This window comes from Draconibacterium mangrovi (genome assembly GCF_010586825.1).
Taxonomy (GTDB): Bacteria; Bacteroidota; Bacteroidia; order Bacteroidales; family Prolixibacteraceae; genus Draconibacterium; species Draconibacterium mangrovi.
Genome location: NZ_JAAAGB010000010.1, coordinates 18,359 through 44,753, shown reverse-complemented (window position 1 = coordinate 44,753; position 26,395 = coordinate 18,359). Strand labels below are relative to the sequence as shown.

Sequence of the window (26,395 nt, the reverse complement as noted above, 5' to 3'; positions counted from 1 at the left end):
TTCCCGGCCTTTTTTGTTATCCCTAAATTATTAACAATCAATGTTTAATTTCATAAACGAAAAAGGTAGCTAAGAGCGTTAGCTTATTACTACTTTTGACAAAAAGATAGAAAAATGAAAAGGTTCCTCATAATCATACTTCTTGTTTTAGTCGCAGCAGCGGCCGCATATCTGTACTTTACGAAAGATGAGGTGGCTTTCAACAGGGACTCACCGTTATATAAGGCTGTGCCTCTGTCGGCACCATTATTTCTTGAAGCCGAAGGATTGAAGGCCATTCCTGTTGATAATCCTGTTGTGCAGGAGTTAGCAGGAATTCCTGAGTTCAATAAGCTGTTAAACCAGGTGTCGAACATTCAGAACGTTATTGAAAGTGAACCTGAAATTCAGAAGCAGCTTGGTAAACGGCCTGTGGTGCTGGCACTTGATTTTGTTGGCAAGAACGTATTATACCCGGTAATTATCGGTAATCTAAAAAGTGCAAAAGAGCGCGAGGGACTTGAACTGTTACTTGAGAAACTAACCGGAATTTCGCGAACTTCTTTTCAGAAACGAAACTATAATGGTTATGCTATAATTGATGTTTTTGATTCGGCAGGAAACAATAAACTTAGTTTTAGTGTTGCCGGCAATCTGGTAATTATTAGCCCCGAAGTAATTTTGGTGGAGAAGTGTATCAGGCAATTAAATGCGCCCGGAATTACAGATAACCGATACTTTAATTTGGTGAACCGGACGGTTGCCAATCAATCGGAGGTGGCGTGGTATATAAATCACAGGCGTTTCCCGGAGCTCTGGGCCAATTTTCTGAATTCCACAACAAAAAAGCAGGAAAACGAATTTGGCGAAACCGCCAGCATCAATCTAAAACGCGATGTATTAAAAATTAAAGATTACGCCAGCTGGAGTGAGCTCGATTTAAGCTTTCACGACAACCGCCTAACGCTAAACGGAATTACTGCAGCCGACGATTCCCTGAATCATTTCCTTTCGGTTTTACAGGGGCAGGAAGCGATAAGTTGTAATGCAGACCGTTTGTTGCCCAAATCAACATCGTTTTATGTTGGATTTTCGTTCTCGGACAGGGACTTGTTTTTTAATAACCTGGAAAACTATTTTGTGCACTCCAATGCGTATTACGACCGGGAAGAGAAAATAAAAATGATCGAACAGAATTTCCGCACCGATAGTCGTGAGAAATTAAGGAGTCTGGTGAAAGACAGGGTGCTCGCAGCGATCACTTCTGTTCCAACCGAAGCAGAAATGGGCTCGCTTTTTATTTTAAATGGCCAGTCGAGGAAAGAAAGCCAGGAGCTTCTTGAAGGTATGCTAACGAATTATGCCAAACGAAAAGATATTGAATTTGAAAGTTTGGCGAGCACGTTTGTCTCCTCTGATGAGAAGAACTACCGAATTTACGAATTTCCCTATCCAACATTGCCGGGTATCTGGTTGGGTGGAGCTTTTGATTTTGTACGTGCCCGTTTTGCTGCCTTTCGCGATGATCAACTGGTTTTTGCCAATTCGAAAAAAGGGTTGGAAAAATACCTCGATGATATGGATTCGGGAGAAACTTTGCGAACAGACGCCGACTATGAAACGATAAGCAGGGCATCCGAAAACAAGGCTAACCTGAATATATATGGCAATATAAATAACCTTTATGCACTTCGTCGCGATTTGTTTAATTCCGAAATAAACAAGGGGCTGGAGAAGAATGAAGAGATCTTTAGAAAGTTTAATGCCATTAGCTGGCAAGTGGTGTGTGAGAATAACATCTATTTTAACTCATTGAATTTGGGTTATCAGCAGAAGCCGAAAAAGGATGTTCGTGCAAAATGGCAGTGCAGGTTGGGAGCCGAAGTGGCCCTAAAACCACAACTGGTAATAAACCATACGAATAAAGCGAATAAGGAAGTAATTGTTCAGGATGTAAATAATCAATTGCATTTAATTGATGCCGAAGGGAAGATTATTTGGAGTGCACCGGTTAGTGGAAAGATTCTGGGCAAAGTTCACCAGGTGGATTATTACAATAACGGCAAATTGCAGTACCTGTTTAATACCAACGAAAAAATCTATCTGATCGACCGAAACGGAACCAGCGTGGCAAACTTTCCAATTGTTTTAAAATCACCGGCTACCAACGGTGTAAATGTATTTGATTACAACAACAATAACCAATACCGTTATTTTGTGGCTTGCAACGATAAAAAGGTTTATGCTTATAGTCACGACGGGACAATTCTTAATGGTTGGATATTCGATAAAACCAGCGGAACGGTAACAGCCCCGATTCAGTTTTTCAGGGTGAGTAATAAAGATTATATTGTTTTTAGCGACGAAAACCAGGTTTATATTCAAGACAGAAGGGGAGAAACACGTGTAAATTCAACGGCAAAATTTGCACCATCGGCAAACGAAATAGTTTTAAATACACAAGGTGTGCCCAAAATGGTTGTCACTAGCCGCGATGGAGATGTTTTTTATCTGTTCTTCGACGGCAAATTTGCGCAAAAGAAAACCGGAAAATTTTCGATGGATCACCAGTTTGAAGTGGATGATATTAACGGAGACGGTAAGCCGGAGTTTGTATTTATTGACGAAGATGGGCTGTTTGTTTTCGACGAAGATGGTGATAAGCTTTTTGAGGAAGAATTCGACAATAGCTTGCTGGCGGTAAATCTATATGCTTTTACAGCAACCCAAAAAATGATTGGTACAACTGATTCCAATGAAAACGAGATATACTTATTTGATTCTAAGGGAAAACAATACGATGGATTTCCTTTAATTGGAAACAGTGAATTTTCGATTGGACAATTGCAAAATGGCGGTCCGCTTAGTCTGGTAGTTGGCGATGAAGACGGAAACCTGCTGTGTTATGAATTGGAATAACTTCAGAGTAGCCAAAATGGCTTCAGAAATGGTATAAAAAAACCACGAAATAAATTCCGTGGTTTCCATATTGTTGTGTATGTTATCGATCAAATAATCAGCATGGCATCGCCATAAGTACCAAAACGGTAATCGTTTTTAGTGGCAACATCGTAAGCCTCCATCACAAAATCGTATCCGCCAAATGCGGCTACCATCATCAGCAATGTTGAGTAAGGCAGGTGGAAGTTTGTAATCATGCTGTTTGCAACGCTAAACTCGTAAGGAGGGAAAATAAATTTATTGGTCCATCCTTCAAATGGTTTCAAAAATCCTTGAGTTGATACAGAGCTTTCAAGAGTACGCATTACCGTAGTTCCCACGGCGCAAACATTACGTTTCTCTTGCTTTGCGTTGTTTACCATCTCGCAGGCTTCGTTTTTTATCCAAATCTGCTCCGAGTCCATTTTGTGTTTGGTAAGGTCTTCAACATCTACACTGCGGAAGTTTCCTAAACCAACATGCAAAGTAACATACGAAAAATCAACACCTTTAATCTCCAAACGTTTTAACAACTCGCGGCTAAAGTGTAAACCTGCTGTTGGTGCTGCAACGGCGCCTTCGTGTTTTGCAAAAATAGTCTGGTAGCGGTCTTTATCTTCGGGTTGTACCGGGCGGTTTATAAATTTTGGAAGCGGTGTTTCTCCCAGGCTGTATAGTGTTTGTTTGAATTCGTCGTAAGGACCATCAAACAAGAAGCGCAAAGTACGACCGCGCGATGTGGTGTTATCAATTACTTCGGCAACCAATAAATCGTCGTCGCCAAAATACAGCTTGTTGCCAATACGTATTTTACGAGCCGGATCAACCAGTACATCCCACAAACGCTGCTCGCGGTTTAACTCACGAAGAAGAAAAACTTCGATTTCTGCTCCGGTTTTTTCTTTATTACCATACAAACGTGCAGGAAACACTTTGGTATCGTTAAAAACCATCACATCTCTATCATCAAAATAATCAAGCAGGTCTTTAAACAATTTGTGTTCAATTGTTCGTGTTGCTCTGTTTAGCACCATTAATTTTGATTCGTCACGGTTATCGGCTGGGTGCAAAGCAATCTTTTCCTGTTCTAAATTGTACTTGAATTTTGATAACTTCATATTGTAATTTATTTATTAATAGTCATTTTTATGCGATCTGCAAAGATAATACAGTCAGTTGGTTTTTAAATTCAGAATCACGTTATACGGTGATATTTTCAATTGGTTTCATTTAAATTTAAGTTTTCCAGAAAAAAATCCACTTTAAACGCATCTTCTATTTTATAATCACCAATTCTTGTTCTTATTAATCCGGTTAAGTAAGCGCCGCAATTTAACGCCTCGCCAATGTCGCGGGCCAACGATCGGATGTAAGTTCCTTTGCCGCAAACAACCTTTAATTTTACTTCCGGAAGATTAAACGATTCAATTTCAATGCTTCTTATAACAATTGTTTTTGCTTTAAGTTTTACATCTTCACCATTTCGGGCATAATCGAATGCGCGTTTCCCTTTTACTTTTACTGCCGAAAATACCGGTGGAACCTGTTCGATATTTCCGATAAACTGTGGTAGTACTTTTTCAAAACTTTCGCGTGTAACATGCGAGAAATCGGCCTGGCTGTCTTCCTCTGTTTCCAGATCGAATGATGGAGTTGTTGCCCCGATCTTTAACGTTGCAATGTACTCTTTTTCTCCCAGTTGCAACTCCTCAATTTTTTTTGTGGCTTTGCCTGTGCACAAAAGTACCAATCCGGTTGCCAGCGGATCAAGTGTTCCGGCATGGCCAACTTTCAACTTTTTTATTCTCATCATTTGGCACAGGTTATATCTTATCTTGTTAACCACATCAAACGATGTCCATTCCAGTTCTTTATCGAAAAGTAAAATTTCCCCGCCAGGGAAATCGTATGTTTTTTTGAAATCGGGCATTAAGAATCTATCTTCCAGTAAATTAAGCCTGTTTTGAAAAATCAGGCTGCAAAGATAGCAATTAGCCCAATAAGAGCGCAATAAATTGCAAAATAAATTAATTTACCACGTTTTACGATTTTTATCATCCACGAACAGGCCAGCCATCCTGAAATAAAAGCACTTACAAATCCTATAAGTAGTGGAAGTAGTTCTACTTTGGTTGAGTTTAACTCGCCTGTTACGATGTCGAGAAAAGCAGCTCCTAAAATGGGAATTAAAACCATCAGGAAAGAAAAACGGGCAACATCTTCCTTTTTCCCTTTTAAAAGTAAACCTGTTGCAATAGTCGATCCGCTTCGTGATATTCCCGGCAATACGGCCAATGTTTGGGCAACACCAATTAGCAATGCTTTACCAAATGTGATCTTCCCATCGCTTTTTTTAACAAATTGAGTAAGGGTAAGTAAGCAGGCAGTAAAAAGCAACATACAGCCCACAAAAAATAAATTACCGGTGAAAAGTGCTTCCAGTTTGTCGCGAAACAAAAAACCAACAATTACAATTGGTATTGACGAAAACAGAAGTTTGCTGATATATTCGGTTGAGTCGTTCCATTGAAATGCAAAAAGATCTTTACACAACAGTGCAATATCCTTTCTGAATACAAGAATGGTACTCAGTACCGTTGCAACATGAACGGTTAAAACAAAAAGTAAACTGTTTTCATCTTTTATACCTAGAAGCGCGTGTCCAATTTCAAGATGTCCGCTTGAGCTAACGGGAAGAAATTCGGTAAGTCCCTGGATGATACCGAGAAGTAGGGCCTGGAGTTCAGTCATAAAAAAATAAGCTTAATCGTCTTTTGGTTTTTTCATAATAGCGTAAATCTCGAATCCAAAACCTAAAAGCAACAGGATTGGGGCCAGTGTAATCCGGCGAAAACTAAAAATATCTTCGCTAAAAATATTGGGGTCGTCGCTTCCGCCGCCAGCCATTAAAATAAATCCAACTACGATTACGGCAAAACCAATTGCCATGAGTTTATAGTTTTCTTTGCCCAGTGCAAAGCCTGCAGTTTCCTTTACTTCTTTACTTTTTTTAGTCATTATTTTCCGAAATTGTGGTGTAAAGATAATTAATAAAATAATTCATCAAATTTCATGCGAAGGAATTTGCCCAGCGCCAACCATGTTGATAAAAATGAAATGGAAAAGCCCAGTAAAAATACAATGCCGGCAATGAGCGCGATCGTTTGCAGGTCGGCAAAATTTATCAAGCCGTATAGTTCCTGTTTGTAGAAATAAATACAGCCAATCAGAATCGAGTTGGCCAGAATTCCGCCAAGCGCACCAAGTAATAAACTTTTAATTAAGAATGGTTTGCGAATAAAGCCTTTGCTGGCACCAACCATTTGCATGGTGTTTATGGTGAAACGCTGTGAATAAATCAATAGGCGAATGGTATTGTTAATCAAGCCAAAAAATATAAATGTAAGCAGTCCGCTTAGTATCAGCAAGGCCAAACTTATCCTTTTCACGTTATCGTTAATCAGGGTAACCAGGTTTTTCTGGTAATAAACCTCGGTAACCTGAGGGTACTCCAAAAATTTCTGTTCCAAAACCTGAAGACTGTCTGTGTGAGTGTAAGCTGCATTTAGTTTAATGTCGAGCGAAGCAAAAAGCGGGTTGTAGCCCAGAAATCCCTGAAAATCTTCGCCCAGTTCTTTTGTAAGTTCTTTGGCCGCCAATTCTTTATCGATGTAATTAACCGATTTTACAAAGTCGCCGGCACTTAAAATTTTTTGCAGACGAATGATTTCTGTCTCGCGCAAGTCGTCGGCCAAAACGAGGGTAAACCCGATTTTTTCGCGCACGTAATCCGATAGCTTTTTGCTGTTGATGAGAATAAAACTTAGCATGCCCAGCAAAATAAGCACAAGCGTAATACTGGTTAACGAAGTAATCCAGGAATTGAAAAAACGCTTTTTAAACTTTTTAGGTTTTTTGCTCATGTTGCAACGAATATCTACTTCTTACAAATGTATATAATTTTGTGAGGGACAATAATTTCGTTTGGGCTTCTTTTTTTACATTGGTGTGTTAACATTAAATTCATCTCAAGAAGTTGTAGCCAATCCCGCAAAGAATGGCAAATTTGAGCCGTTTTCTGAAAAGGATTTCGAAGCGGTCAGGAAATCATTTAACTAATTGAAATTTTGACTGTTATTTCTTTGGAAATCAAAAAAAAGAGAATACTTTTGCAGTCCCGATTATTATCCTTAGAAATAAGGAGTGTAAATAGTTGATTTTCTTGAAGTAAAGCAGTTTGTCGAAAAATTCCGTTGAGACAAAAAATGCGGCGAAAAGTAAAATCAGAAGTGTTTTTAACAATAAAAAATTAGAAAAGTGGACACACTTAGTTATAAAACTGTTTCGGCTAACAAGGCTACCGCAAACAAAGAATGGGTAGTTGTTGACGCCGAAAATATGGTATTGGGACGTTTGGCAAGTGTAGTTGCCAAAATGTTAAGAGGTAAATACAAGCCAAATTTCACATCTCACGTAGATTGTGGTGATAACGTAATTGTTATCAATGCTGAAAAAGTTGCATTGACCGGTAAAAAAATGTCGGACAAAGTATATGTTCGTCACACTGGTTACCCGGGTGGACAGCGTACTCAGAATCCTCAAGATATTTTAGCTAAATATCCTGAGCGTTTGGTTGAGAAAGCTGTAAAAGGTATGCTTCCTAAAAACAAATTGGGTAGCGCCTTATACCGAAATTTGCATGTAGTAGTTGGTGCAGAGCACAAATATGAGGCTCAAAAACCAAAAGTTGTTGATTTAAATACGATTAAATAATGGAAGTAATAAACACAATCGGACGTAGAAAAACAGCTGTTGCTCGTATTTACGTAAGCGAAGGTAAAGGAAATATTACCATTAATAAAAGGGAACTTAAAGAGTACTTTCCTGCAGAAACATTGCAATATATTGCGATGCAGCCACTAAATCTTTTAGCAGTTGCAGAGAAATATGATATTAAAGCAAATCTGGATGGTGGTGGTCCAAAAGGTCAGGCAGAAGCTTTCCGTTTGGCTGTTACCCGCGCATTAATGGAAATCGATCCGGAATCAAGACCACAGTTGAAAGCTGCAGGTTTTGTTACCAGAGATCCACGCGAGGTGGAACGTAAAAAACCTGGACAACCAAAAGCAAGAAAACGTTTCCAGTTCTCAAAACGTTAAGATTATTATTTATCAAATTATATGGATCTAAAACGGCTGTGATTCCCGATGAATCGGGACTACTCAGCGGTTGCTTTTAGAGCATAGAAAAAGTAAACAGATGCCAAAAACAAATTTTCAAGAATTATTGGAAGCAGGTGCACATTTCGGTCACCTGAAAAGAAAGTGGAATCCAAACATGGAGCCTTATATCTTCATGGAGAAAAACGGTATCCACATTATCGATCTGCAAAAAACAGTTGTAAAAATTGATGAAGCTGCTGCAGCCATCAAACAAATTACAAAATCAGGTCGTAAAGTGTTATTCGTTGCCACTAAAAAGCAAGCCAAAGAATTGGTAGCAGAGCAAGTTAAAGAGGTAGGAATGCCTTACGTAACTGAGCGCTGGCCAGGAGGTATGCTTACCAACTTCCCAACAATCCGTAAAGCGGTTAAGAAAATGATCTCCATCGATAAAATGATGAAGGACACAAGTTGGGATAACCTTTCAAAACGCGAAAAACTACAAATTACACGTCAGCGTGCGAAACTGGATAAAGTATTGGGTTCTATCTCAGACCTTACCCGTTTGCCGGCTGCATTATTTGTTGTTGACGTATTGAAAGAAAAAATTGCTGTTCGCGAAGCAAAAAAATTAGGAATTCCTGTATTCGCTATTGTTGATACAAACTCAAATCCTGATGATATCGACTTTGTAATTCCTGCTAACGACGACGCTTCTCAGTCAATCCGCATTATTGTGGGTGAGATGTGCGACGCAATTAAAGCCGGATTGAGCGAGCGCAAAATCGAGAAAGATAAAGAAGATTCAGACGAAGCTCCTAAAAAGAAGGTAGCTAAAGATGAAGACGAAGATTCTGAAGAGTAATTAAAGGTTAAGTATAATATAAACCACTAAAAAGAGATTTTAATTATGTCTTTTACAACAGCAGACGTAGTAAAATTGCGTAAAGTATCGGGCGCAGGGATGATGGATTGCAAAAATGCCCTGAAAGAAGCCGAAGGTAACTTCGATAAAGCACTGGAAATCATCCGCGAAAAAGGTAAATTAATTGCTAACAAACGTGCCGACAGAGATGCAGCTGAGGGTGTAGCTCTGGCAAAAGCAACTGAAGACGGAAAATTCGGTGCAATCATTGTATTGAATTGCGAAACTGACTTTGTTGCTAAAAACGACAGCTTTGTAGCATTTGCTGAGAAAATTCTTGCAAAAGCATTGGAAGCCAAACCTGAAAGTTTGGAAGCATTAAAAGCGCTGGAGATTGACGGTTCAACTATTGAAGCACAAGTTACTGAGCAAACTGGTGTAACTGGTGAAAAACTTGACCTTTCGTACTATAAATGTTTAGCCGAAGAGGCTGTAGTTCCTTATATCCACCCTGGTAACAAATTATCAACTCTTGTTGCTTTCAACAAAGCTGTTGATACTCAGGTAGGAAAAGATATCGCGATGCAGGTTGCTGCTATGGCTCCTGTTTCTGTAGACGAAGCTTCAATTCCACAAGCTGAAATTGATAAGGAATTAGAGTTCGCGAAAGAAAAATACCGCAAAGAAGGTAAACCTGAAGCAATGATTGAAAAAATTGCAATGGGTTCATTGAACAAGTGGTACAAAGATGTAACACTTATCAATCAGGCTTTTGTTAAAGACGGAAAAATGTCTGTAAAAGAGTACCTGAAAGGTGCAGATGCTGAATTATCAGTAATCGCTTTCGATCGCTATTCTTTAAACGCATAGTTTAAGCAAGAGAATATATTAGAAGCCATTCGGGTAACCGGATGGCTTTTTTTATGCAAAAAAAAGAGCCTGATCAGAGATATTCTCTGAAAAAGGCTCAAGTTTTTATGTTGAGGAAAGTTTTTGTTCAATACGTAATTCTTCTCGTAGATATCTTTACCGTGCTTAATAAACCGGCAGAGCTGGCCCTCCCGAAATTTCTGGTGCATTTTTCATTTAATACACTATTTCAACAACTATTTAATGCTACTGCGTCCACTACGTAAAACGAAATCAAATTAAGTTACAGCTAATTCATGCAACCCAGGTTCAACATACGTTTTTACGGTTGAAATTTCTTGACATGATTTTAAATAACTCGGTTTACGTTCTATAGTAATATTCTAAAAAAGACGAAAAGGTAATCTTTTTACACGTTTTTTGCGTATAACTAATTGACTTGACATAAACGGAATATTATGAACGTAGTGCTGGAAGAGGATTTGTTTGCAGGGCAAACCGTGTTGCCTTGTAGAGCAGTTGAAATAGTTAATAGTTTAAAAACCAGTTATTATGGCAATTTTTCTTTATGGAAGCGTCGTGATAGCTATAATCGTTGCAGTATTGATTTTATGCTATCGGGATGTAAAACATAGCTAAAAGTATTTTGGTATGGGGCTGCACCCGGGAAATACCACTAATTGAATGGAGTAAATGCCATATGAGGGGAAGTCTGTACATATCTCACCACACTGTTTTTAAGTCTCTTAATCACTAATATTCTGCTACATATTAACAATTGGCTTTTAATAACTATCTCATTTAAAGCGAAACAACTGCTGTATTAGGCCGTAACCATATCTATACTTTAAAACAAAAAGTTATGGCAGTAATTATTTATGGTATTTTATTTCTGATGGCGATTTCTATAATGATGTACAGAAGTTACCTTGATGTGAAACAAAATCATTAATTTCTGTTTAATCGTCACTCGTTGAAATTCTATCCTTGGCTATGAAACGGATTTGTGAAAATCTGTTATAAGGATTTCTGGCCCTTTTTCAAAAAAAATCGCCCTTAAAACCGCTTGTAATTATTGCATCATGGAAGTTGCCGGGTGCTTTCGTTTTTCCGTCCATATTCGTATCGATAAGTAACAATTCTCCACACTTGTTGTGACTTTTTTCCACAGTAAATTCATATTTATTCTTGTTTCATAAACCTATTCCGTTGGCGTAAGTGTCAGTATTTCAGGCTTTGTTAGATGTGTTGATTTATTGTGTGGCGTATTATGGCACATCTTTGGAATTAGTAGTAAAAGCAAAGCGATAGCTATAAATCGTAAGCGATAAAAACTGTTCAGGGAAATAGCGTGCAATAGTGCACAACAAAATATAAAATCTGGTATTATGAAACGTAGTTTAAGAGAATTGATAGGATACTCCGTTAGGGCAAAGGATGGAGAAGAAGGAAAAGTAAATGATTTTTTATTCGACGAAAAGAGTTGGATAATAAGGTATGTGGAAGTTGACCTGGGGAATTTCTTTAAGGCGAACAGGGTATTGGTGCCCTATAATTTCCTTGGAGAGCCCGATTGGGAAGAAAAGACGTTCAAAATTAACTTGAGTGTCGACAATATTAAACGGTCGCCAAACTTAAGTTTCGACATGCCGGTATCGCGAATTTACGAGCGAAAACTGGCCGATTATTACGGAATCAAATATCCGTATTGGATGGTCGATTCAGCCGCATTTGCCGGAAACGAAGTTGTGTTTTACCCGGGCGTAGCATTCAGAGCACCGCGTAAGGTAATTAAGGAAGAAGACATTGATACAAGTTTGCGCAGTTTTAACGAGATAAAAGGTTATGGGATTAACGCCACCGATGACAAATTCGGACATATTTCCGATTTGATTATTGACGACACCGACTGGCAAATTCTGTACTTTGTGGTCGACACGAATAATTTATTCCCCTGGAGTAAAAAAGTAATTCTTCCGATTGAAGTGATCGATAAGATTAGCTTCTCGGATCGTGAAGCCCGTGTTGATATGACAAAAGAAGCCATTAAAGACTCACCGGAATATAACCCGGATGATGCAGTAAATGCCGAGTTTGAGGAAGTTCTTTACGACTATCACGGTAAAAGGAAATAGAATGAGATAATCAAAATTGGGAAATGGAAAAACCGAAGGCAAATGACTTCGGTTTTTTTATGGTCTTACTCCAAAACTTGAAAAGTTTACTATCGTATTGGACTAATTCTTTGTTCTAATTTACTGCCTAATGGAGAGAAAAGAGCCTCTCACGGGACTTGAACCCGCGACCTGCTCATTACGAATGAGCTGCTCTACCAACTGAGCTAAAGAGGCCTGCCTGTTACAATATAAAATATTTTTGCCGATAATGGTTATGCCCAAAAACAATACTAGGCATGAAAAGCAGCGCATATTAATCATCGGAGAAAGAAGTTCTACTAATCAATGGCTGTTTTATTTTCTTCCAGTACCGAAATGAAATCGAGGTTATAGAACAGACTAAACTTCTCCAGAAGGCGAAACCCGTTGGCCGAGAGCTCCATGAGTTCCGGGAAAAACTGAATCAACAACTCTTTGGCTTTTTGATGTGTTCGTTGGGCAAATTCCGATTCCCGGAAACGCAAAGGGTATTTATCCGTTGCACGTGTGATAGATTCCAATTCCAGCGCCAATCGTATTTCGTTGTAGTTTTCATCCTTGTCGGCTACCGAGTCGGCACAATTAAACAAGTGGGCGGCATATTGTTTTAGCGCCTTATTTAATTCATCTTTTGGCAGGTTTAAGTCCGAATATTCGTTGGCTATAAGCAACTGCTCGCGAATAAAATGGCGATTAAATTGCTCAAAAAGCTGATCGATGCGCTTAAACTCGGCACTTAATTTCAAATGAAAGTCCTTATTGAAATCCCGGTATTCCATATCTAAATAACATTTAATCCGTTAAAAAGATTTTATCCGAATAAAATTACGCGAAAATGAACGGCTTTCAAAAGAATTGAATATGGTGTAAAGCATACAAAACCAAGGGTTACATCTGTTTGGTTAATTAACGTTCCAGTCCTGAATGGCTAATATTTTTGATTCGCCCAATTCTCTGAATTCCACCCTTAAATGTTCCACATGGCTTAATGCTTTATTCCCCTCTTCTGTGGGGTCGCCGTTGTCGTTCCAAAACCGGTTAAAATGTTGTTTTGACGAATAGTAATATACCACGCCAATTTTGTTCTCGGTTTCCCGGTTTAATCCCTTCATCAGTTTAATCTCGCAACCTAGTTCCTTTGCAAAAGCCGGATAGAGTTCGTTTTCAAGAAAATTGATTATTCGGTCAACCGGAATGCTTTGGTGTGCGGTAAGTTCGATGGTGTGGATGCTGATAAGACTTCCTTTTTCGATGGTTTGTGCGCCGGCAAATAAACCAAACAGCAGAAAAGCCGCTGCTATAACTACGATTTTTTTCATGACCTGTGATTTTAGATTAATTCATTAGAATGGTTTTGTATACGGAGGCCAAGGTATTGAGTTACACAAGTTAGGCTACCTGGTTAAAGGCCTTGGTGTGAATTTTAAAAGTCGGGGTGTTCTATGCCTGTTTATGCTTGCTTGTCTGTGTGTTCTGTGTGTTGAAAATGAGCACAAGTGCATTAGGAGATTAGGATAATTGGTAAGAATTCCATAAATTGAAGACACTATTTAACAAAAAACGAATCAAAAATAACCATCGCCCAGGCAAAATAAGCATACAAAATTTAAAGGCAACCCCGGGCTGGCGTAAGGAATAAGTGAGGAATCACATTCTGTTCGCGGCAAGTTGTAAGGAATACATTGGAAACCATAAGGAACGCATCAGAGGCCTTAAGGAGCTCATCGGGGGCCATAAGGAACGCATGAGAGGCCTTAAGGAACCCATGGGGAGCTGTAAGGAACGCATGAGTGACCATAAGGAATACATGAGAAGTTGTAAGGAGCTAATGGAGAAGCTTAAGGAATGCGTGGGGAGCCGGAAAAATGGATGAACAGCGTTAAGGACAGTAGGGGTAAGCAACAGGCAATCACTCAAAAAGAGTTGATAAACATAAATGTAAACCTTAAAATTAATTGAAATGGTAACTAAAAAAACACTTTCAGAGGCAGAAGCCCTCGAGCAGTATCGCGTATCGTTAACAAATGTCGAAATTCAACCTGAGTTGGCTACAAGCATGGCCGAATTTGGTTACGATACGACAGTAATTGCCGAAGGTAAGACGCTACTGGCCGAAACCCGCCAAATTTTCGACTTAAACAAAACAGAAGACGATGAAACTTCGGAAGCCTATGCAGCTTTTCAAACTTTAAAAGAACAACTTGATGCTACGTATCGGATGCACCGAAAAAAGGCAAAGGTTATTTTCCGAAACGATCCTCAAATATTAGAAGAACTTGCGCTTACCGGCAGTTTGTCGAACGCGTATATAAAGTGGTTGGAAACGGTGAGACGTTTTTATAACGTGGCAGGTAGCAGAGATGCTCAAATACAGCCAAAATTACTACGGCTTAAGATAACAGCCGAAGACATAACAAACGCAATGGGCCTGATTGCCGATTTGGAGGCTGCCCGGGGCGAATACCTAAGGGAAAAAGGCGAATCGCAGGAGGCAACAAGAGCCAAAGACGCAGCATTTGAAAGAATGGACGACTGGATGAGCGAATTTTACGCCGTGGCGAAAATTGCCATGGAAGATAAACCTCAACTGTTAGAAGCGTTGGGTAAATTGGTTCGAAGTTAAATAATCCGGGTATTGCCTGTGGTTAAAAAAGCCTTTCTGTTTGTATACAGTAAGGCTTTTTCTTTTATCATCACGTCCTGTCCGGAAACCCGATGATGCAAAATCGAGTTAAAACTTTACATGAATTATTGTAAGTAAGTGCATCTATACCCTGTGATACACCATTTGCTCTCCATCTTCAGTGAGGGTTAGCGTGTCACCTGAAATAGAATAAGTAACAACGACGCTTTCACCATTTTCTGTTATTGTAAGTTGAGATCCATCGGTACTATACGTAAAACTACTTGACTCACTTTCCGATTCTCCGTCAATAACAATGGCCATGTGCATTGTACCAGTATGGTTTGCATTAAAAGTAACTGTTACGGTCATTGAGAATCCTTCAATAGATTCAGCATATTCCCATGTGCCAATAATTGGGTTAACAACTTTGTCATCATCATCTTTAGAGCATGAAAAAATAGAGATCAGGATCAGTGCTAAAATAGCGAATGTAAAATGACGAAGTTGCTTCATGACTTTTTGTATTTAAGTTAATGTGGTTAATTATACTTAGTACCAAAATTTTTGTTCCAAATTAGTAAAGGATAGTGCAACATCTGTGACCATAATTAAAAAAGCCCCTCCGAAAATCGAAGAGGCTTTACTATCTTAATTTTGACTTTTTCCTTTTTCCTTTTGCCTTGGAGGCTACAACGCCGTCACCAACAAACCAGCATCCGTATTTTCAACCTTAGCCACACTCTTTTTGGTAAGGCCTTTAATGGCTTTATCCCATTTTTTGTTGCTTAGTCCGGCTTTGTCTTTTAGCGCATTAAGTTCAATCGGCGATTCCGCTTTTAGCAATTCGAAAACTGCTTTTTCGTCCTCGGTCAGTTCCACAGCTTTTTTCTCCGGTTTCATTTGCGGGAAAAACAACACATCCTGAATCGATGGGCTGTTGGTCATAAACATCGTTAAGCGGTCCATTCCAATTCCCATTCCCGATGTAGGAGGCATACCGTATTCCAAAGCACGCAGGAAATCCTGGTCGATAAACATCGCTTCGTCGTCACCTTTTTCCGACAGTTTCAGCTGGTCTTCAAAACGCTCGCGCTGGTCGATTGGGTCGTTCAGCTCCGAGTAGGCGTTTGCCAGCTCTTTACCGTTAACCATCAACTCAAAACGTTCGGTCAATTCAGGGTTGTCGCGGTGCATTTTTGTAAGCGGCGACATTTCTTTTGGGTAATCGGTAATAAAGGTTGGCTGAATGTAGTTGCCCTCACATTTTTCGCCAAATATTTCGTCAATCAGTTTTCCTTTACCCATGGTTTCGTCGATTTCAATATCGAGCTTTTTGCAAATCTCGCGCAGCTCGTCTTCCGACTTGCCGTTGATATCGTAACCGGTGTGTTCCATAATAGCCTCGGCCATGGTAACACGCGGGTAAGGTGCTTTATAATCGATAATGTTGTCGCCCAACTGAACTTTTGTGGTTCCGTGTAATGCCATGGCCACACGCTCACAAATTTCTTCGGTAAAGCTCATCATCCATTTGTAGTCTTTGTAGGCCACATAAATTTCCATCACGGTAAATTCCGGATTGTGGGTGCGGTCCATTCCTTCGTTACGGAAATCTTTGGCAAACTCGTAAACACCTTCAAAACCACCAACAATCAGTCGTTTTAGGTAAAGCTCGTTGGCAATACGCATATACAATGGCATGTTCAGCGCATTGTGGTGCGTAATAAACGGACGTGCAGCAGCTCCTCCAGGAATAGGCTGCAGAATTGGTGTTTCCACCTCGTGATAACCATACTCGTTAAACATCTGACGCATGGTGTTGTATATGATTGTCCGTTTTTTGAACGTCTCTTTCACTTCAGGATTAACGATCAAATCGATGTAACGCTGACGGTAACGCTGCTCCGGATCGGTAAAAGCATCAAAAGTTTTGCCGTCTTTTTCTTTTACAATCGGCAAGGGGCGCAACGATTTATTCAGCACTGTAAATTCAGTAACATGAATGGTTAATTCGCCCATTTGGGTAATAAAAGCATGTCCTTTCACACCGATGATGTCGCCAATGTCGAGCAATTTCTTAAACACCTCGTTGTACATCACTTTATCGTCGCCGGTGCAAATTTCGTCGCGGTTAACGTAAATCTGAATACGTCCTTCGTGGTCCTGGATCTCAGCAAACGCAGCTTTTCCCATAATTCTGCGGCTCATCAAACGGCCGGCAATCACTACATCCTGAAAATTCTTCTCCTCTTCCTTGAAGTTCTGTTTTATTTCTTTGGTGTTGGTATTTACGTGGTACTGTGCCGCCGGGTAGGGGTCGATCCCCAACTCGCGCATTTTTTGCAACGAATTTCGTCTGATGATCTCTTGTTCGCTTAATTCCTGATGACTCATTTTTTCTTCACTTTTATTTGCTGTCACTCTTTTGTTTAAATGACAATTTATTGCCCGGGAAAAGATTCCCGAATCCTTTAAAAAAATTTGGGCAAAGATAATAAAACAGATCGGTTGTAATTGTTGTTGTAACACTGAATCAATTAAAAAATAATGTTGAGGGTGAATGTTTTATTTCCATATGCGGTTGCATTTTGTATCTTTGCGCATTCACATCTTGAGAAACACAAAACGCAGCATGGATAGAATTTGGAACTTAAAAAAACAAGGCGACCAAAACGAGGTTAAACACCTCTCAGCGGCGTTGAATGTGAATATGGTGATAGCGCGCTTGCTGGTACAGCGGGGGATAAAAACCTACGCTGAAGCCAAAGCATTTTTCCGCCCCCGACTCAGCGATCTGCACGATCCTTTTCTGATGAAAGACATGGCGAAAGCGATTGCACGATTGGATCAGGCCATTGAAAATAATGAAAAAGTTATTGTTTACGGCGATTACGATGTTGACGGAACTACTTCGGTAGCGCTGGTATATTCGTTTTTAAAAGAGCGCATAAAAGATATTGAATATTACATCCCCGACCGTTACAGCGAAGGATATGGAATTTCGCCCAAAAGTATTGACTATGCCGTTGAAAAAGGTGTAACACTGATTGTGGCTCTCGACTGCGGAATTAAAGCCGTTGAAAAGATTGCCGGAGCCAAAGAACGTGGTATCGATTTTATTATCTGCGATCACCATAATCCGGATGATGAAGTGCCGCCGGCAGTTGCAGTGCTCGACCCAAAACAATCGGATTGTAAATATCCTTACAAAGAACTTTCGGGTTGCGGCGTAGGATTCAAGCTGTTGCAGGCATACTGCAAAAGACACGAAATTGATTACGAAGAAATTTACGATCTGCTGGATTTGGTAGCAGTGAGTATTGCTGCGGATATTGTTCCGATAACCGGAGAGAACAGGGTTCTGGCGTATTACGGGCTTAAGAAACTGAACTCGAATCCGGGAATTGGTTTGCAAACCATTATCAATTTTGCCGGAATCTCAGGAACCGAAATCACCATTAGCGATATTGTGTTTAAAATCGGACCACGATTAAATGCATCGGGCCGGATTGAACACGGTAAAAAATCGGTTCAGATATTGGTTTCAACCGATGAAGACAAATCGGATCTGTTGGGTGAGGAGATCGACTCGTTTAACGAAATACGAAAAACGCTTGACCGCGATATTACCCAGGATGCCCTGGATACCATTGAAAACAGTCCGGAGTTTAAGAATAAAAACAGTACCGTACTTTATAACCGCGACTGGCACAAAGGAGTGGTTGGTATTGTGGCGTCACGCGTTACCGAGCAATACTACCGGCCAACGGTAATTTTAACCGAATCGAATGGTTTGGCAACCGGATCAGCACGTTCAGTGCGCGATTTTGATTTGTACGAAGCTATTGGTCAGTGCAGCGATTTGCTGGAATCGTATGGCGGACACATGTATGCAGCGGGACTGACCATGAGAATTGAAAATATTCCGGAGTTCAGACAGCGTTTTGAAGAGATCGTAACCAAACAAATTACCGACAAACAGCAAATTCAAACCATTGAGGTGGATGCTAAAATTGCGCTTAGCGAAATTACGCCACGCTTTTACCGCATTCTGAAACAATTTGCTCCGTTCGGCCCGCACAATATGACTCCAGTTTTTGTTACCGAAGATGTTTTTGATGCCGGTACCAGCCGACTGGTTGGAAAAAATCAGGAGCACTTAAAACTCGATTTGGTTGAGCCCGATGTAAATTCCGGAATATTCCCGGGAATTGCATTTAATCAATCGGATGCTTACGATGTAATTACCTCAGGTTCGCCTTTTGATGTTTGTTATTCGATAAATGAAAACGAATACCGGGGTAAAACCAATCTTCAGCTGTTTATACGAGATATCAAAAAACGCGAGTTTCTGGATTAAAACGGAAGTGTTTTAAGCTGCTGCAAATCGTCGATTACTTTAGCGCCGGTTGCTTCCAGTCGCTTTTTCGACTGATGCCCGTCGGTTACCAAAATGCAATCAACTTCCAGTTGTTGTGCTTCCTCAATATTATTGTTGACGTTGCCGATTCTGCTTGCTTTGTTTAAAAACAAAACACATTCTAGGCGATTAATAGTACGCATCCCATTCGTTAGGAGATTTGCCCCGAATGTTTAATTCGTAGTTTAACGTTTTAAGTGTTATTTTTATAACCAATTAAATAACAAACAAATGGCCGAAAAAAAGCAAGAGAGTTCAATGCTTCCCGATGAAATTATTATGAACAAGATTTATTTTATCAGGGAACAAAAAGTGATGCTTGATAGTGATCTTGCAGACTTGTATGGCGTGGAAACACGGCGATTAAATGAACAGGTAAAAAGAAATATCTCCAGGTTCCCGGAGGATTTTATGTTTCAATTATCGGAATTTGAATTTGAAAACTTGAAGTCGCAATTTGCGACATCAAGTTGGGGAGGCCGTCGCAAACTGCCCAACGTTTTTACCGAACATGGTGTTTTGATGCTGTCGAGTGTTTTGAACAGTGAAAAAGCAATTAAAGTCAACATCCAAATTATGCGGATATTCACAAAAGTTCGTGAAACATTGACCGATAACCTGAGCATGAAACTTGATATTGAGGAAATCAAAAAGAAGCTTGCGAACCAGGACAAAAACATAGAATTGGTTTTTCAATATCTGGACGAATTAATTGAGAAACAGGAAGAACCTGTAACTAGAAGGAAAATAGGTTACAAAAGAAAAAATGAAAGTTAATCACTTCACTGATTTGTACCGCTGTGTTTAATTTAAAGATTGAGCGTTCTCCGATTAAAACGGAAGTGTTTTAAGCTGGTGCAATTCGTCGATTACTTTAGCGCCGGTTGCTTCCAGTCGCTCTTTCGACTGGTGCCCGTCGGCTACCAAAATACAATCAACTTCCAGTTGTTGTGCTACCTCAAAATCGTGGTTGGTGTCACCAATAATGGTTGCCTGTGCTTTGTCGATATTCAATTCGCTGATAAATTGTTTTCCGCGTTCAATCTTCGAAGCCGCATAATGATCATTCAGCCCGGCTATTCCTTCAAAATAATCAAAAATATTCTGGTGTTTTAAGGTATGCACCAACATATCTTCCTGCATGGCCGAAAGCACAAATTGCCGATAGCCCATATTCCTAAAATGCTCCAGTACATCGGTAGCACCGGGATGTAATTTGCAATTGGAAACTCCTGCGTTGTAAATGTCCATGTATTCCTGCGCCGAAACGGAAAAATCCTCTTTCGAAAAATCAAAACCGATGGATTCGTAACAATCCTTTACCGGGAACGAGAATACCTCTTTATACGAATAATGATCAAGCAGATTGAGCTGCCTTTTTTTTAGCAACACATTTATGGTTGAAATGCAAAAGTCAAGATCGTTTAACAGCGTACCGTTCCAGTCCCAGATAATTGTTTGCATGTTATACCATTACTTTTTAGGCCTGTCGAATTTATTAATTACCGGGTAGGCATACAGTTTCAGAAAACGTTCCTGGATATCGGTTATCGGGAAATCTATGTGCACCATGGCCTGCTCCACCATAATCTCGAACTTCTTTTGTTCTTCTGCGGTGTAGCGGTCTTTAAAGCGGTGCTCCTGCATCAACATATCGTAAGCCACAAAATTACTTGGCCACAGTTTGTAGTTTTTGTAAATCTGGTCGTCGATCATTTCTGCCAATCGACGGATATAGTCGTTGCGCTGTTCGTTGTTTTTCGCCAGTTCGAAATGGGTTTCAATCGGTGTTCCAAAAGCAAAACGCATTCTTCCTTTTGGAGCAAACATTCCCATCGACATAGCTTTCAAATCGTCCTTGCTCTGTTTTGCCCGGCCGTAATGTTCTTTTTTTATCAGTTCACGAAGTTTGGGCAAACCACAAGGCTCAATCTCGTACGAAATGGATACCGGAACAATATTCAGTTCATTAAATCCATCCGAAATGCCCCCTTTGTTGCTCATGTTCAGCATCTTTAAAACACTTTCCTGTGTTTTGTCGTTGCCGTCTTTTGTGCGGCCTTCGCGTTGTGCAATCCATACCGAAAGTTTGTCTTCGGTAATTGATTTGCGAATAAAATGCGAAACCTTTTTCGAGGCCATCATCAGTTCGCGTGGTGGCAAATTTCGCCTGATCACAAACGAACGGTTCAGCTTAACGGTATGTTCTATCCACTCATATTGCAACAGGTTGTCGCCAATAGCAATCTGCGTGGTGTTCATGCCATGCTCGAAAATAAGGAAGTTCAATAAAGCGGCATCCAGAATAATATCGCGGTGGTTCGAAATAAACAGGTAAGGTTTGGTTTTGTCCAGCTTATCAATTCCGGTAACTTTTAATCCGTCGGAAGTTTTGTCAACCAGCCAGTGCAAAAGGTCGTAAATAAATACGCCTTGCAGCTGTTTGATACTGCTTACCCGTCGTAACTGAAATTTTACCATTTCAACCTTTGGCCGGTTTTTAAACAAGTGATGCAGAACATCGTCAAAGGTTTTATCCTTAACTAATTTTCTGATCTTAGCTTTAACTTCTTTGTCGGTGTAGGGGCGAATATCATCAAAATCAATGTCTCGCATTATTTAAATTTTAACCTGACAAAGTAAGTTATTCAAAATCAAAATTTCAACCTCAACTGAAATTTTAACTCTGTTTTGTGCTGTCCGGCTATCTCATTATAGCCCGAACTGATGGTTTCACGGTCGGTCCACCATGTATTTGCCAGTTTTAACCAGCACTCGATTTTTTTTGCAGGCTGGTATTTTAAATTGAGATAAGTTCTAAATCCGTTACCGTAATACGCTGGAATTGAAAAAGCATAAAGAATATCATTTTCGTAAGCGTAAATGCGGCTGTTGTAACTTTCGGTATGGAACCAGGCCAATCGGGCAGCAAGATTCAGTGGAAATTCCCGGGGTTTGAATTGGATATCTTGAAAAAGCATAAACCCATTTTCCCTTTCCTCGCCTTTATAATAAACATGCTCGGCACGTGTTTTTAGCAAGATTGTTTCCGAAGCCTGAAACTGAATATGAAAACGCAACTTTTGAATGCGTTCCGGAAGATTGATATAACGGTTTTCGTTTTTGAATTTTTGATCTTTCTCCTCGTTTTTAAAACGCAGGTATCCATTCAGTTTTTCACTGATCTGGAAATCGGCTTGTGTGAATATATCCCATGAACGTGCCGGGCCGGCAGTGGAGTAGTTAAACCACTCTGATTGATAAATATCGGAGTAGGCAGAAAGTGTTACAAACTCTGCCGGTAAAAACCGCACTCCAACATAAAGCCCCGACTCGTTGCTTATGTTGCTGCCTTCGGCCATGGTGTTGGCCCAAAAAGCATGGTAGTTTTTATCGAAATGACGAAACAAGGCCGAAAATCCAAGCTGGTCATTTATATGCACAATTGCACCTTGTGTTACCGCTTTGCCTTTTGATTTGGAGATGGCAGCTTCGCCAAACAGGGTATAGTTGTTTTTACTAAAAAGATAATCTGCACCGGCGGTGAAATTGTCTGTACCACTAAATCGGAATTGGTTATAAAGCTGGTCGCTGCGGATAAACGGTTTGTTGAATTGCTGATAAACTACTGTTGCTCCCAGTTTCAGGTGATTAAAACGATGGGTGAAAACACCACCTGCATTGGTGAACTTTACGGTTTTTTCATCGGCAATTTCACTTTCTGTACGATGGTAGCCTGATGTTTGCAAACTGGTGAAATGAGTGGCAACAGAATCATTGTATTCCAAATTTCCGTCGGCATTTTTGTACGAGTAGAATAGACTGAATCGCGAGTTGCCCAATTTTGCCGTGCCTGCTGCACCTCTGAAATAGAAATTCTCATCTACTGAAGTGTAAGCCCGTACACCCTGACCGGTTTTGCTTATTCCCAAAACATTTTCCGATTTCCCGGTGGTGTAACCTTGCCACAGCACCAATCCTTGCCCGGATCGAACAAGGTAATCGCCAACAGAAATATTTTCAAAAGTATTATTCAGTTTAAAGCTGATGTGCCCCGAGTAATAATCGAAACCACTTTTGTTGGAGCCGGTAAAAAAGGCTTCACCCGGATCTTTCTCTGCCGTTATTCCGGCTGAAAGTTCGTCGCCAGCCCTGAAGTTATAACGCGTGTAGTAGCGAAATCTGTTTCCTTCGTAAGGAATGGTGCCATCGTCTTTTTCTTTATAGCCGCGAGCTTTTTGCAGATTCCCAAGTGTTCGTAACAACAGTTGATTATCGGCATATTTTAGCTGTTCTTTTAACGTTTGCCGTGCCTGTTCTTCGGGGCCTAACTCAATAAAATATTGTAGTTTTTGCAGTAGGTTGGGCGTAAATCCGTCAATGGTTTTGAGTTCGAAGATGGAGTATACCGGCCCGTAAGTGGTAATGTATTCCAGTAATTTCTGAATTTGTATTTCATTCAACAAATAAAGCCTTGCCAGTTCTGTGGCACTTGTTGCGTTGATATTTACAGGATGTTCCAAAAAATATTCCAGATCTTCGATGATCAGTGCCACATCGGTGCCTTCTTCAATTTTGTCGAGATGCGATTCCAGTATCGATTCAATCAATTGATCCGGCGACTCGTTTTGTGCTGATGTCGCCAAAACGAACAGTTGGAGCAGGCCGAAGGCGATATGTCGGATCAGTTTTCTCATTTGATGTTGTATTGAATGGAAACTGATGGTGTAAATCCTAAATTCCCGTGGTAGCTAAAGGCAATATCGGTACTGACGTTTTTAAAACTGTAGCCCAGTCCTGCAGTGTACTGAACCGGCCTGCCCGAAATCCCAAAACGTAGTACCAGATTCTCGAGTGGCATAAATTCCAGTCCGCTTCTTACCACAACATCGTGGTCTGATTCTTTTTGTGTTTCCAGGCTCACCAGCACATGTTCGTCGAAAGCATAATGAGCTCCCAGGCGATAAGCTGCCGGAAGTTTTGTTTTTTCTTCGGGGTAACTGAAGCCGTTTTTTACAGGGTTGTAAGTGTGGGCACCCAATGTAATTTGTTCAGTCAGCTGATAAGTTGCTCCAATCTCAAAAGTCACGAACGAAAAGGCATCCGCATTTTCGGGCATACGTTGTGCAAGGTAGTCGAATTGTACGGCAGCGTTAAAACGTTCAGAAAGTTGTTTGGCATAGGCAAAACCAATTTTATGTTCCTTGAATGTTCCTTTTCCAAACTGGTAAAAACTCAAACCAAAAGTTCCTGCACCGGTTGGCAAAACCACGCTTGTGGCTGCGAGTGCAAATTCATCAATTCCGTATTTCGATTCGTAATATACTCCGGAAGAAAATTGGTTTAATTGTGCTAAAGTGGCCTGGTTGTGGAAGGTGCTCCAGGTATCGGAAACCGAAACGAAAGCGTTTGAAAGGGCAGCCGAACGTGCACCTCCTGTGTAGTTTTGCGAGGAGGCTGTTGAAGCAATTATGGTAAAGTACACCAGCAGTATGTAAAAGGGTTTTTGCATAAAAAAAGAGGTATTAATTAATACCTCTTTAAAATTAAGTAAAATATTTTAAACTACAATTAATTAGTTTTGAATCTGTACTTTACCTCTGAAAGTTCCTGGTTGGCTTTTACAATTTTCTCTTTCAGGTTCTCTTTGTACGCAACCAGTTTGTTCATCAGTTCTTCATCGCCGGTGGCCATCATTTGTGTTGCTAATATAGCAGCATTCATAGCTCCGTTAACAGCAACTGTTGCAACCGGAATTCCAGGAGGCATTTGTAGAATGGCAAGAATTGAATCAAACCCTGATAAGCTGGCGTTAATCGGAACTCCAATTACAGGAATCGGAGTCATTGCAGCAATAACACCTGGCAGGTGAGCCGCCATTCCGGCACCCGCAATTATAACTTTAATACCACGGTCTTTGGCTCCTTTGGCAAAGCGTTCTACTTCTTCCGGAGTGCGATGTGCCGACAAGGCATTGATCTCGAAAGGAATTTCAAACTCATCAAACAATTTGGCAGCTTTTTCCATCACCGTTAAATCTGACGTGCTGCCCATAATAATGCTAACTTTTGGAGTCATGTTTTATAATTTATTTGTTACTTTGTATCTTTTTATTTTCAGCACGAAAATACAGTAAATTAGCAATTAATAAAAATCAAATCCACATATGAAGAAGGTTAAAATTCTGGATAAAGAATTTGAGATATTTATTCCATATGAGAAGATTCGTTCAGTTATTGAACAAATGGCTGAAACAATGAATAAGGAGTTGGCCGGCAAAGACCCGCTTTTTCTGTGCATCTTAAACGGATCGTTTATGTTTGCTGCAGAAATTTATAAGAGGATAGATTTTGTTGAGTCGCAGATTTCGTTTGTAAAACTGGCTTCGTATCAGGGTGATTCAACAACCGGAAAAGTGAAACATCTTATCGGATTGAATGAAGAAATTGAAGGCCGAACCGTAGTAGTTTTGGAAGATATTGTTGATACCGGAATTACTATCAACAACATTTTGGAGCAACTGCAGCAAATGAAACCAAAAGAAGTGCAGGTGGCAACCTTGTTGTTAAAACCGGATGCGCTTCAGAAAGAAGTAGATCTTAAATATGTGGGAATTGAGATCCCGAATGATTTTATCGTAGGTTACGGACTTGACTACGACGGCTACGGTAGAAATCTGATCGATATTTACACAGTAGTGAAATAAAAAATAACCAAAAATTATGTTGAATCTCGTATTGTTTGGCCCACCGGGGGCAGGAAAAGGAACCCAGGCCGAATTTCTTATTAAATCATTTGGATTGATCCACTTGTCGACCGGCGACTTGCTGCGTAGCGAAATTGCCGAAGGAACAGCACTTGGAATTGAAGCCAAAAATTTCATGGACAAAGGAGAGTTGGTTCCTGATGAAGTGGTGATCGGAATGATTAAAAGTAAACTTGACGCAAACAAAGACGCGAAAGGTTTTATTTTCGACGGATTTCCGCGTACGGTTGACCAGGCAAAAGCACTGGATGTTTTGTTGAACGAAAATGGTACGCCAATCTCGGGTATGCTTTGCCTGCAGGTTGAAAAACAGGAATTGATCGATCGTTTGTTGAGCCGCGGAAAAGTTTCGGGCCGTTCCGACGATCAAAACCAGTCGATTATTGAAAACCGCATCACGGTTTACACCGAAAAAACACTTCCTCTAATCGAATACTACAAACCACAGGGTAAACATTTCGATATTAACGGAATGGGTACTGTTGAGGAAATTGCGGGTAGATTGCAGGAAGTTGTAGAAAAATTATAACATCGATTTACAAGGGTGAGAAACTTGTTGTAGGACAGGTGTCTCACCTTTTTTATATTTGTACAGTTAACGAACAGGAAAA

General features: G+C 40.2%; 27 protein-coding genes and 1 tRNA gene. 12 read left to right on the top strand and 16 right to left on the bottom strand.

The window, feature by feature from the left end; translation table 11 throughout:
- Positions 1-114: 114 nt before the first annotated feature.
- Entirely contained in the window at positions 115-2,898 is a 2,784-nt protein-coding gene (locus G4420_RS19640; RefSeq protein WP_163325653.1) for a PQQ-binding-like beta-propeller repeat protein, read from the top strand.
- Positions 2,899-2,987: 89 nt separating this feature from the next.
- On the opposite strand, the gene queA is transcribed toward G4420_RS19640, so the two are convergent.
- The 5 genes from queA to G4420_RS19615 form a co-directional block, all read right to left on the bottom strand.
- Positions 2,988-4,037 (bottom strand): tRNA preQ1(34) S-adenosylmethionine ribosyltransferase-isomerase QueA, encoded by a 1,050-nt coding sequence (gene queA, locus G4420_RS19635; protein ID WP_163325652.1) that lies wholly within the window; start codon positions 4,035-4,037, stop codon positions 2,988-2,990.
- 98 nt (positions 4,038-4,135) lie between these two features.
- The gene (gene truB / locus G4420_RS19630) at positions 4,136-4,849 is read right to left on the bottom strand and encodes a tRNA pseudouridine(55) synthase TruB (protein WP_163325651.1); all 714 of its coding nucleotides are present in this window, start codon (positions 4,847-4,849) and stop codon (positions 4,136-4,138) included.
- A 41-nt stretch (positions 4,850-4,890) separates the two neighbouring features.
- The gene (locus G4420_RS19625; protein ID WP_163325650.1) at positions 4,891-5,670 is read right to left on the bottom strand and encodes an undecaprenyl-diphosphate phosphatase; all 780 of its coding nucleotides are present in this window, start codon (positions 5,668-5,670) and stop codon (positions 4,891-4,893) included.
- Between the two features lie 12 nt (positions 5,671-5,682).
- The gene (locus tag G4420_RS19620; RefSeq protein ID WP_163325649.1) at positions 5,683-5,937 is read right to left on the bottom strand and encodes a DUF3098 domain-containing protein; all 255 of its coding nucleotides are present in this window, start codon (positions 5,935-5,937) and stop codon (positions 5,683-5,685) included.
- A 29-nt stretch (positions 5,938-5,966) separates the two neighbouring features.
- Complete coding sequence (locus tag G4420_RS19615; protein ID WP_163325648.1) at positions 5,967-6,842, bottom strand: cell division protein FtsX; 876 nt, start codon at positions 6,840-6,842, stop codon at positions 5,967-5,969.
- Positions 6,843-7,236: 394 nt separating this feature from the next.
- Between G4420_RS19615 and rplM the strand changes: the two genes are divergently transcribed.
- The 6 genes from rplM (at position 7,237) to G4420_RS19585 (ending at position 11,951) form a co-directional block, all read left to right on the top strand.
- Positions 7,237-7,692, top strand: a complete 456-nt coding sequence (rplM, locus tag G4420_RS19610) for a 50S ribosomal protein L13 (protein WP_163325647.1) — start codon at positions 7,237-7,239, stop codon at positions 7,690-7,692.
- Positions 7,692-8,078 (top strand): 30S ribosomal protein S9, encoded by a 387-nt coding sequence (rpsI, locus tag G4420_RS19605; protein WP_163325646.1) that lies wholly within the window; start codon positions 7,692-7,694, stop codon positions 8,076-8,078. Before rplM ends, rpsI begins: the two co-directional genes overlap by 1 nt.
- Before the next feature lie 100 nt (positions 8,079-8,178).
- Entirely contained in the window at positions 8,179-8,946 is a 768-nt protein-coding gene (gene rpsB, locus G4420_RS19600; RefSeq protein WP_163325645.1) for a 30S ribosomal protein S2, read from the top strand.
- Between the two features lie 45 nt (positions 8,947-8,991).
- Positions 8,992-9,816, top strand: coding sequence for a translation elongation factor Ts (gene tsf / locus G4420_RS19595; protein ID WP_163325644.1), 825 nt, complete (start codon positions 8,992-8,994; stop codon positions 9,814-9,816).
- A gap of 458 nt (positions 9,817-10,274) precedes the next feature.
- A complete protein-coding gene (locus G4420_RS19590) occupies positions 10,275-10,451 on the top strand; it encodes a hypothetical protein (RefSeq protein WP_163325643.1) in 177 nt (58 codons plus the stop codon).
- Positions 10,452-11,204: 753 nt separating this feature from the next.
- A complete protein-coding gene (locus G4420_RS19585; protein ID WP_045033574.1) occupies positions 11,205-11,951 on the top strand; it encodes a PRC-barrel domain-containing protein in 747 nt (248 codons plus the stop codon).
- Between the two features lie 143 nt (positions 11,952-12,094).
- Here the strand turns inward: G4420_RS19585 and G4420_RS19580 are convergent.
- From G4420_RS19580 to G4420_RS19570, 3 genes are all read right to left on the bottom strand, one after another.
- A tRNA-Thr gene (locus G4420_RS19580) sits at positions 12,095-12,167 on the bottom strand.
- A gap of 104 nt (positions 12,168-12,271) precedes the next feature.
- Positions 12,272-12,751, bottom strand: a complete 480-nt coding sequence (locus G4420_RS19575; protein ID WP_163325642.1) for a hypothetical protein — start codon at positions 12,749-12,751, stop codon at positions 12,272-12,274.
- A 123-nt stretch (positions 12,752-12,874) separates the two neighbouring features.
- Positions 12,875-13,291, bottom strand: a complete 417-nt coding sequence (locus G4420_RS19570; RefSeq protein WP_163325641.1) for a hypothetical protein — start codon at positions 13,289-13,291, stop codon at positions 12,875-12,877.
- Positions 13,292-13,932: 641 nt separating this feature from the next.
- Here G4420_RS19570 and G4420_RS19565 point away from each other — a divergent pair.
- A complete protein-coding gene (locus G4420_RS19565; RefSeq protein ID WP_163325640.1) occupies positions 13,933-14,595 on the top strand; it encodes a hypothetical protein in 663 nt (220 codons plus the stop codon).
- A gap of 144 nt (positions 14,596-14,739) precedes the next feature.
- Here G4420_RS19565 and G4420_RS19560 read toward each other — a convergent pair whose 3' ends face one another.
- Together G4420_RS19560 and lysS are read right to left on the bottom strand one after the other, a co-directional pair.
- Positions 14,740-15,111 (bottom strand): lipocalin family protein, encoded by a 372-nt coding sequence (locus tag G4420_RS19560; RefSeq protein WP_163325639.1) that lies wholly within the window; start codon positions 15,109-15,111, stop codon positions 14,740-14,742.
- Positions 15,112-15,285: 174 nt separating this feature from the next.
- Positions 15,286-16,992, bottom strand: coding sequence for a lysine--tRNA ligase (gene lysS / locus G4420_RS19555; RefSeq protein ID WP_163325638.1), 1,707 nt, complete (start codon positions 16,990-16,992; stop codon positions 15,286-15,288).
- Between the two features lie 238 nt (positions 16,993-17,230).
- Here lysS and recJ point away from each other — a divergent pair, with 238 nt between their 5' ends.
- Positions 17,231-18,958 (top strand): single-stranded-DNA-specific exonuclease RecJ, encoded by a 1,728-nt coding sequence (recJ, locus tag G4420_RS19550; RefSeq protein ID WP_163325637.1) that lies wholly within the window; start codon positions 17,231-17,233, stop codon positions 18,956-18,958.
- Here recJ and G4420_RS19545 read toward each other — a convergent pair.
- Complete coding sequence (locus G4420_RS19545; RefSeq protein ID WP_163325636.1) at positions 18,955-19,161, bottom strand: hypothetical protein; 207 nt, start codon at positions 19,159-19,161, stop codon at positions 18,955-18,957. The two genes, recJ and G4420_RS19545, sit on opposite strands and share 4 nt — an antisense overlap.
- Positions 19,162-19,249: 88 nt before the next feature.
- On the opposite strand from G4420_RS19545, the gene G4420_RS19540 reads away from it, so the two are divergent.
- Positions 19,250-19,795: an ORF6N domain-containing protein gene (locus tag G4420_RS19540; RefSeq protein WP_214647215.1), complete on the top strand. Its 546-nt coding sequence runs from the start codon at positions 19,250-19,252 to the stop codon at positions 19,793-19,795.
- A gap of 54 nt (positions 19,796-19,849) precedes the next feature.
- Here the strand turns inward: G4420_RS19540 and G4420_RS19535 are convergent, their stop codons facing one another.
- Genes G4420_RS19535 through purE form a run of 5 tightly spaced genes read right to left on the bottom strand, consistent with a single transcriptional unit; the run spans position 19,850 to position 25,096 of the window.
- Positions 19,850-20,482: an HAD family hydrolase gene (locus G4420_RS19535; RefSeq protein ID WP_163325635.1), complete on the bottom strand. Its 633-nt coding sequence runs from the start codon at positions 20,480-20,482 to the stop codon at positions 19,850-19,852.
- 9 nt (positions 20,483-20,491) lie between these two features.
- Positions 20,492-21,634, bottom strand: a complete 1,143-nt coding sequence (locus tag G4420_RS19530) for a 1-acyl-sn-glycerol-3-phosphate acyltransferase (RefSeq protein WP_052671182.1) — start codon at positions 21,632-21,634, stop codon at positions 20,492-20,494.
- Between the two features lie 38 nt (positions 21,635-21,672).
- Positions 21,673-23,715 carry a helix-hairpin-helix domain-containing protein gene (locus G4420_RS19525; RefSeq protein ID WP_163325634.1) on the bottom strand — a complete coding sequence of 681 codons (2,043 nt, stop codon included), beginning with the start codon at positions 23,713-23,715 and terminating at the stop codon, positions 21,673-21,675.
- Positions 23,712-24,530, bottom strand: a complete 819-nt coding sequence (locus G4420_RS19520; protein ID WP_163325633.1) for a PorV/PorQ family protein — start codon at positions 24,528-24,530, stop codon at positions 23,712-23,714. Before G4420_RS19520 ends, G4420_RS19525 begins: the two co-directional genes overlap by 4 nt.
- A gap of 59 nt (positions 24,531-24,589) precedes the next feature.
- The gene (gene purE / locus G4420_RS19515; protein ID WP_163325632.1) at positions 24,590-25,096 is read right to left on the bottom strand and encodes a 5-(carboxyamino)imidazole ribonucleotide mutase; all 507 of its coding nucleotides are present in this window, start codon (positions 25,094-25,096) and stop codon (positions 24,590-24,592) included.
- 88 nt (positions 25,097-25,184) lie between these two features.
- Here purE and hpt point away from each other — a divergent pair, with 88 nt between their 5' ends.
- Both hpt and G4420_RS19505 read left to right on the top strand, forming a co-directional pair.
- Positions 25,185-25,724 carry a hypoxanthine phosphoribosyltransferase gene (gene hpt / locus G4420_RS19510; protein ID WP_163325631.1) on the top strand — a complete coding sequence of 180 codons (540 nt, stop codon included), beginning with the start codon at positions 25,185-25,187 and terminating at the stop codon, positions 25,722-25,724.
- A 16-nt stretch (positions 25,725-25,740) separates the two neighbouring features.
- On the top strand, positions 25,741-26,313 hold the full coding sequence (locus G4420_RS19505) for an adenylate kinase (protein WP_163325630.1): 573 nt from the start codon (positions 25,741-25,743) through the stop codon (positions 26,311-26,313).
- The last annotated feature ends 82 nt before the right edge of the window (positions 26,314-26,395 follow it).

What these genes read in the sequence shown, in the direction of transcription:
- G4420_RS19590 (WP_163325643.1), top strand. Translation starts at nt 10,275, where the DNA reads ATGAACGTAGTGCTGGAAGAGGATTTGTTTGCAGGGCAAACCGTGTTG.
- tsf (WP_163325644.1), top strand. Translation starts at nt 8,992, where the DNA reads ATGTCTTTTACAACAGCAGACGTAGTAAAATTGCGTAAAGTATCGGGC.
- G4420_RS19535 (WP_163325635.1), bottom strand. Translation starts at nt 20,482, where the DNA reads ATGCAAACAATTATCTGGGACTGGAACGGTACGCTGTTAAACGATCTT.
- recJ (WP_163325637.1), top strand. Translation starts at nt 17,231, where the DNA reads ATGGATAGAATTTGGAACTTAAAAAAACAAGGCGACCAAAACGAGGTT.
- hpt (WP_163325631.1), top strand. Translation starts at nt 25,185, where the DNA reads ATGAAGAAGGTTAAAATTCTGGATAAAGAATTTGAGATATTTATTCCA.
- lysS (WP_163325638.1), bottom strand. Translation starts at nt 16,992, where the DNA reads ATGAGTCATCAGGAATTAAGCGAACAAGAGATCATCAGACGAAATTCG.
- G4420_RS19505 (WP_163325630.1), top strand. Translation starts at nt 25,741, where the DNA reads ATGTTGAATCTCGTATTGTTTGGCCCACCGGGGGCAGGAAAAGGAACC.
- rpsB (WP_163325645.1), top strand. Translation starts at nt 8,179, where the DNA reads ATGCCAAAAACAAATTTTCAAGAATTATTGGAAGCAGGTGCACATTTC.
- G4420_RS19545 (WP_163325636.1), bottom strand. Translation starts at nt 19,161, where the DNA reads ATGCGTACTATTAATCGCCTAGAATGTGTTTTGTTTTTAAACAAAGCA.
- rpsI (WP_163325646.1), top strand. Translation starts at nt 7,692, where the DNA reads ATGGAAGTAATAAACACAATCGGACGTAGAAAAACAGCTGTTGCTCGT.
- G4420_RS19560 (WP_163325639.1), bottom strand. Translation starts at nt 15,111, where the DNA reads ATGAAGCAACTTCGTCATTTTACATTCGCTATTTTAGCACTGATCCTG.
- queA (WP_163325652.1), bottom strand. Translation starts at nt 4,037, where the DNA reads ATGAAGTTATCAAAATTCAAGTACAATTTAGAACAGGAAAAGATTGCT.
- G4420_RS19565 (WP_163325640.1), top strand. Translation starts at nt 13,933, where the DNA reads ATGGTAACTAAAAAAACACTTTCAGAGGCAGAAGCCCTCGAGCAGTAT.
- G4420_RS19620 (WP_163325649.1), bottom strand. Translation starts at nt 5,937, where the DNA reads ATGACTAAAAAAAGTAAAGAAGTAAAGGAAACTGCAGGCTTTGCACTG.
- G4420_RS19625 (WP_163325650.1), bottom strand. Translation starts at nt 5,670, where the DNA reads ATGACTGAACTCCAGGCCCTACTTCTCGGTATCATCCAGGGACTTACC.
- G4420_RS19520 (WP_163325633.1), bottom strand. Translation starts at nt 24,530, where the DNA reads ATGCAAAAACCCTTTTACATACTGCTGGTGTACTTTACCATAATTGCT.
- truB (WP_163325651.1), bottom strand. Translation starts at nt 4,849, where the DNA reads ATGCCCGATTTCAAAAAAACATACGATTTCCCTGGCGGGGAAATTTTA.
- G4420_RS19585 (WP_045033574.1), top strand. Translation starts at nt 11,205, where the DNA reads ATGAAACGTAGTTTAAGAGAATTGATAGGATACTCCGTTAGGGCAAAG.
- G4420_RS19530 (WP_052671182.1), bottom strand. Translation starts at nt 21,634, where the DNA reads ATGCGAGACATTGATTTTGATGATATTCGCCCCTACACCGACAAAGAA.
- G4420_RS19575 (WP_163325642.1), bottom strand. Translation starts at nt 12,751, where the DNA reads ATGGAATACCGGGATTTCAATAAGGACTTTCATTTGAAATTAAGTGCC.
- G4420_RS19615 (WP_163325648.1), bottom strand. Translation starts at nt 6,842, where the DNA reads ATGAGCAAAAAACCTAAAAAGTTTAAAAAGCGTTTTTTCAATTCCTGG.
- G4420_RS19525 (WP_163325634.1), bottom strand. Translation starts at nt 23,715, where the DNA reads ATGAGAAAACTGATCCGACATATCGCCTTCGGCCTGCTCCAACTGTTC.
- G4420_RS19640 (WP_163325653.1), top strand. Translation starts at nt 115, where the DNA reads ATGAAAAGGTTCCTCATAATCATACTTCTTGTTTTAGTCGCAGCAGCG.
- G4420_RS19540 (WP_214647215.1), top strand. Translation starts at nt 19,250, where the DNA reads ATGGCCGAAAAAAAGCAAGAGAGTTCAATGCTTCCCGATGAAATTATT.
- G4420_RS19570 (WP_163325641.1), bottom strand. Translation starts at nt 13,291, where the DNA reads ATGAAAAAAATCGTAGTTATAGCAGCGGCTTTTCTGCTGTTTGGTTTA.
- purE (WP_163325632.1), bottom strand. Translation starts at nt 25,096, where the DNA reads ATGACTCCAAAAGTTAGCATTATTATGGGCAGCACGTCAGATTTAACG.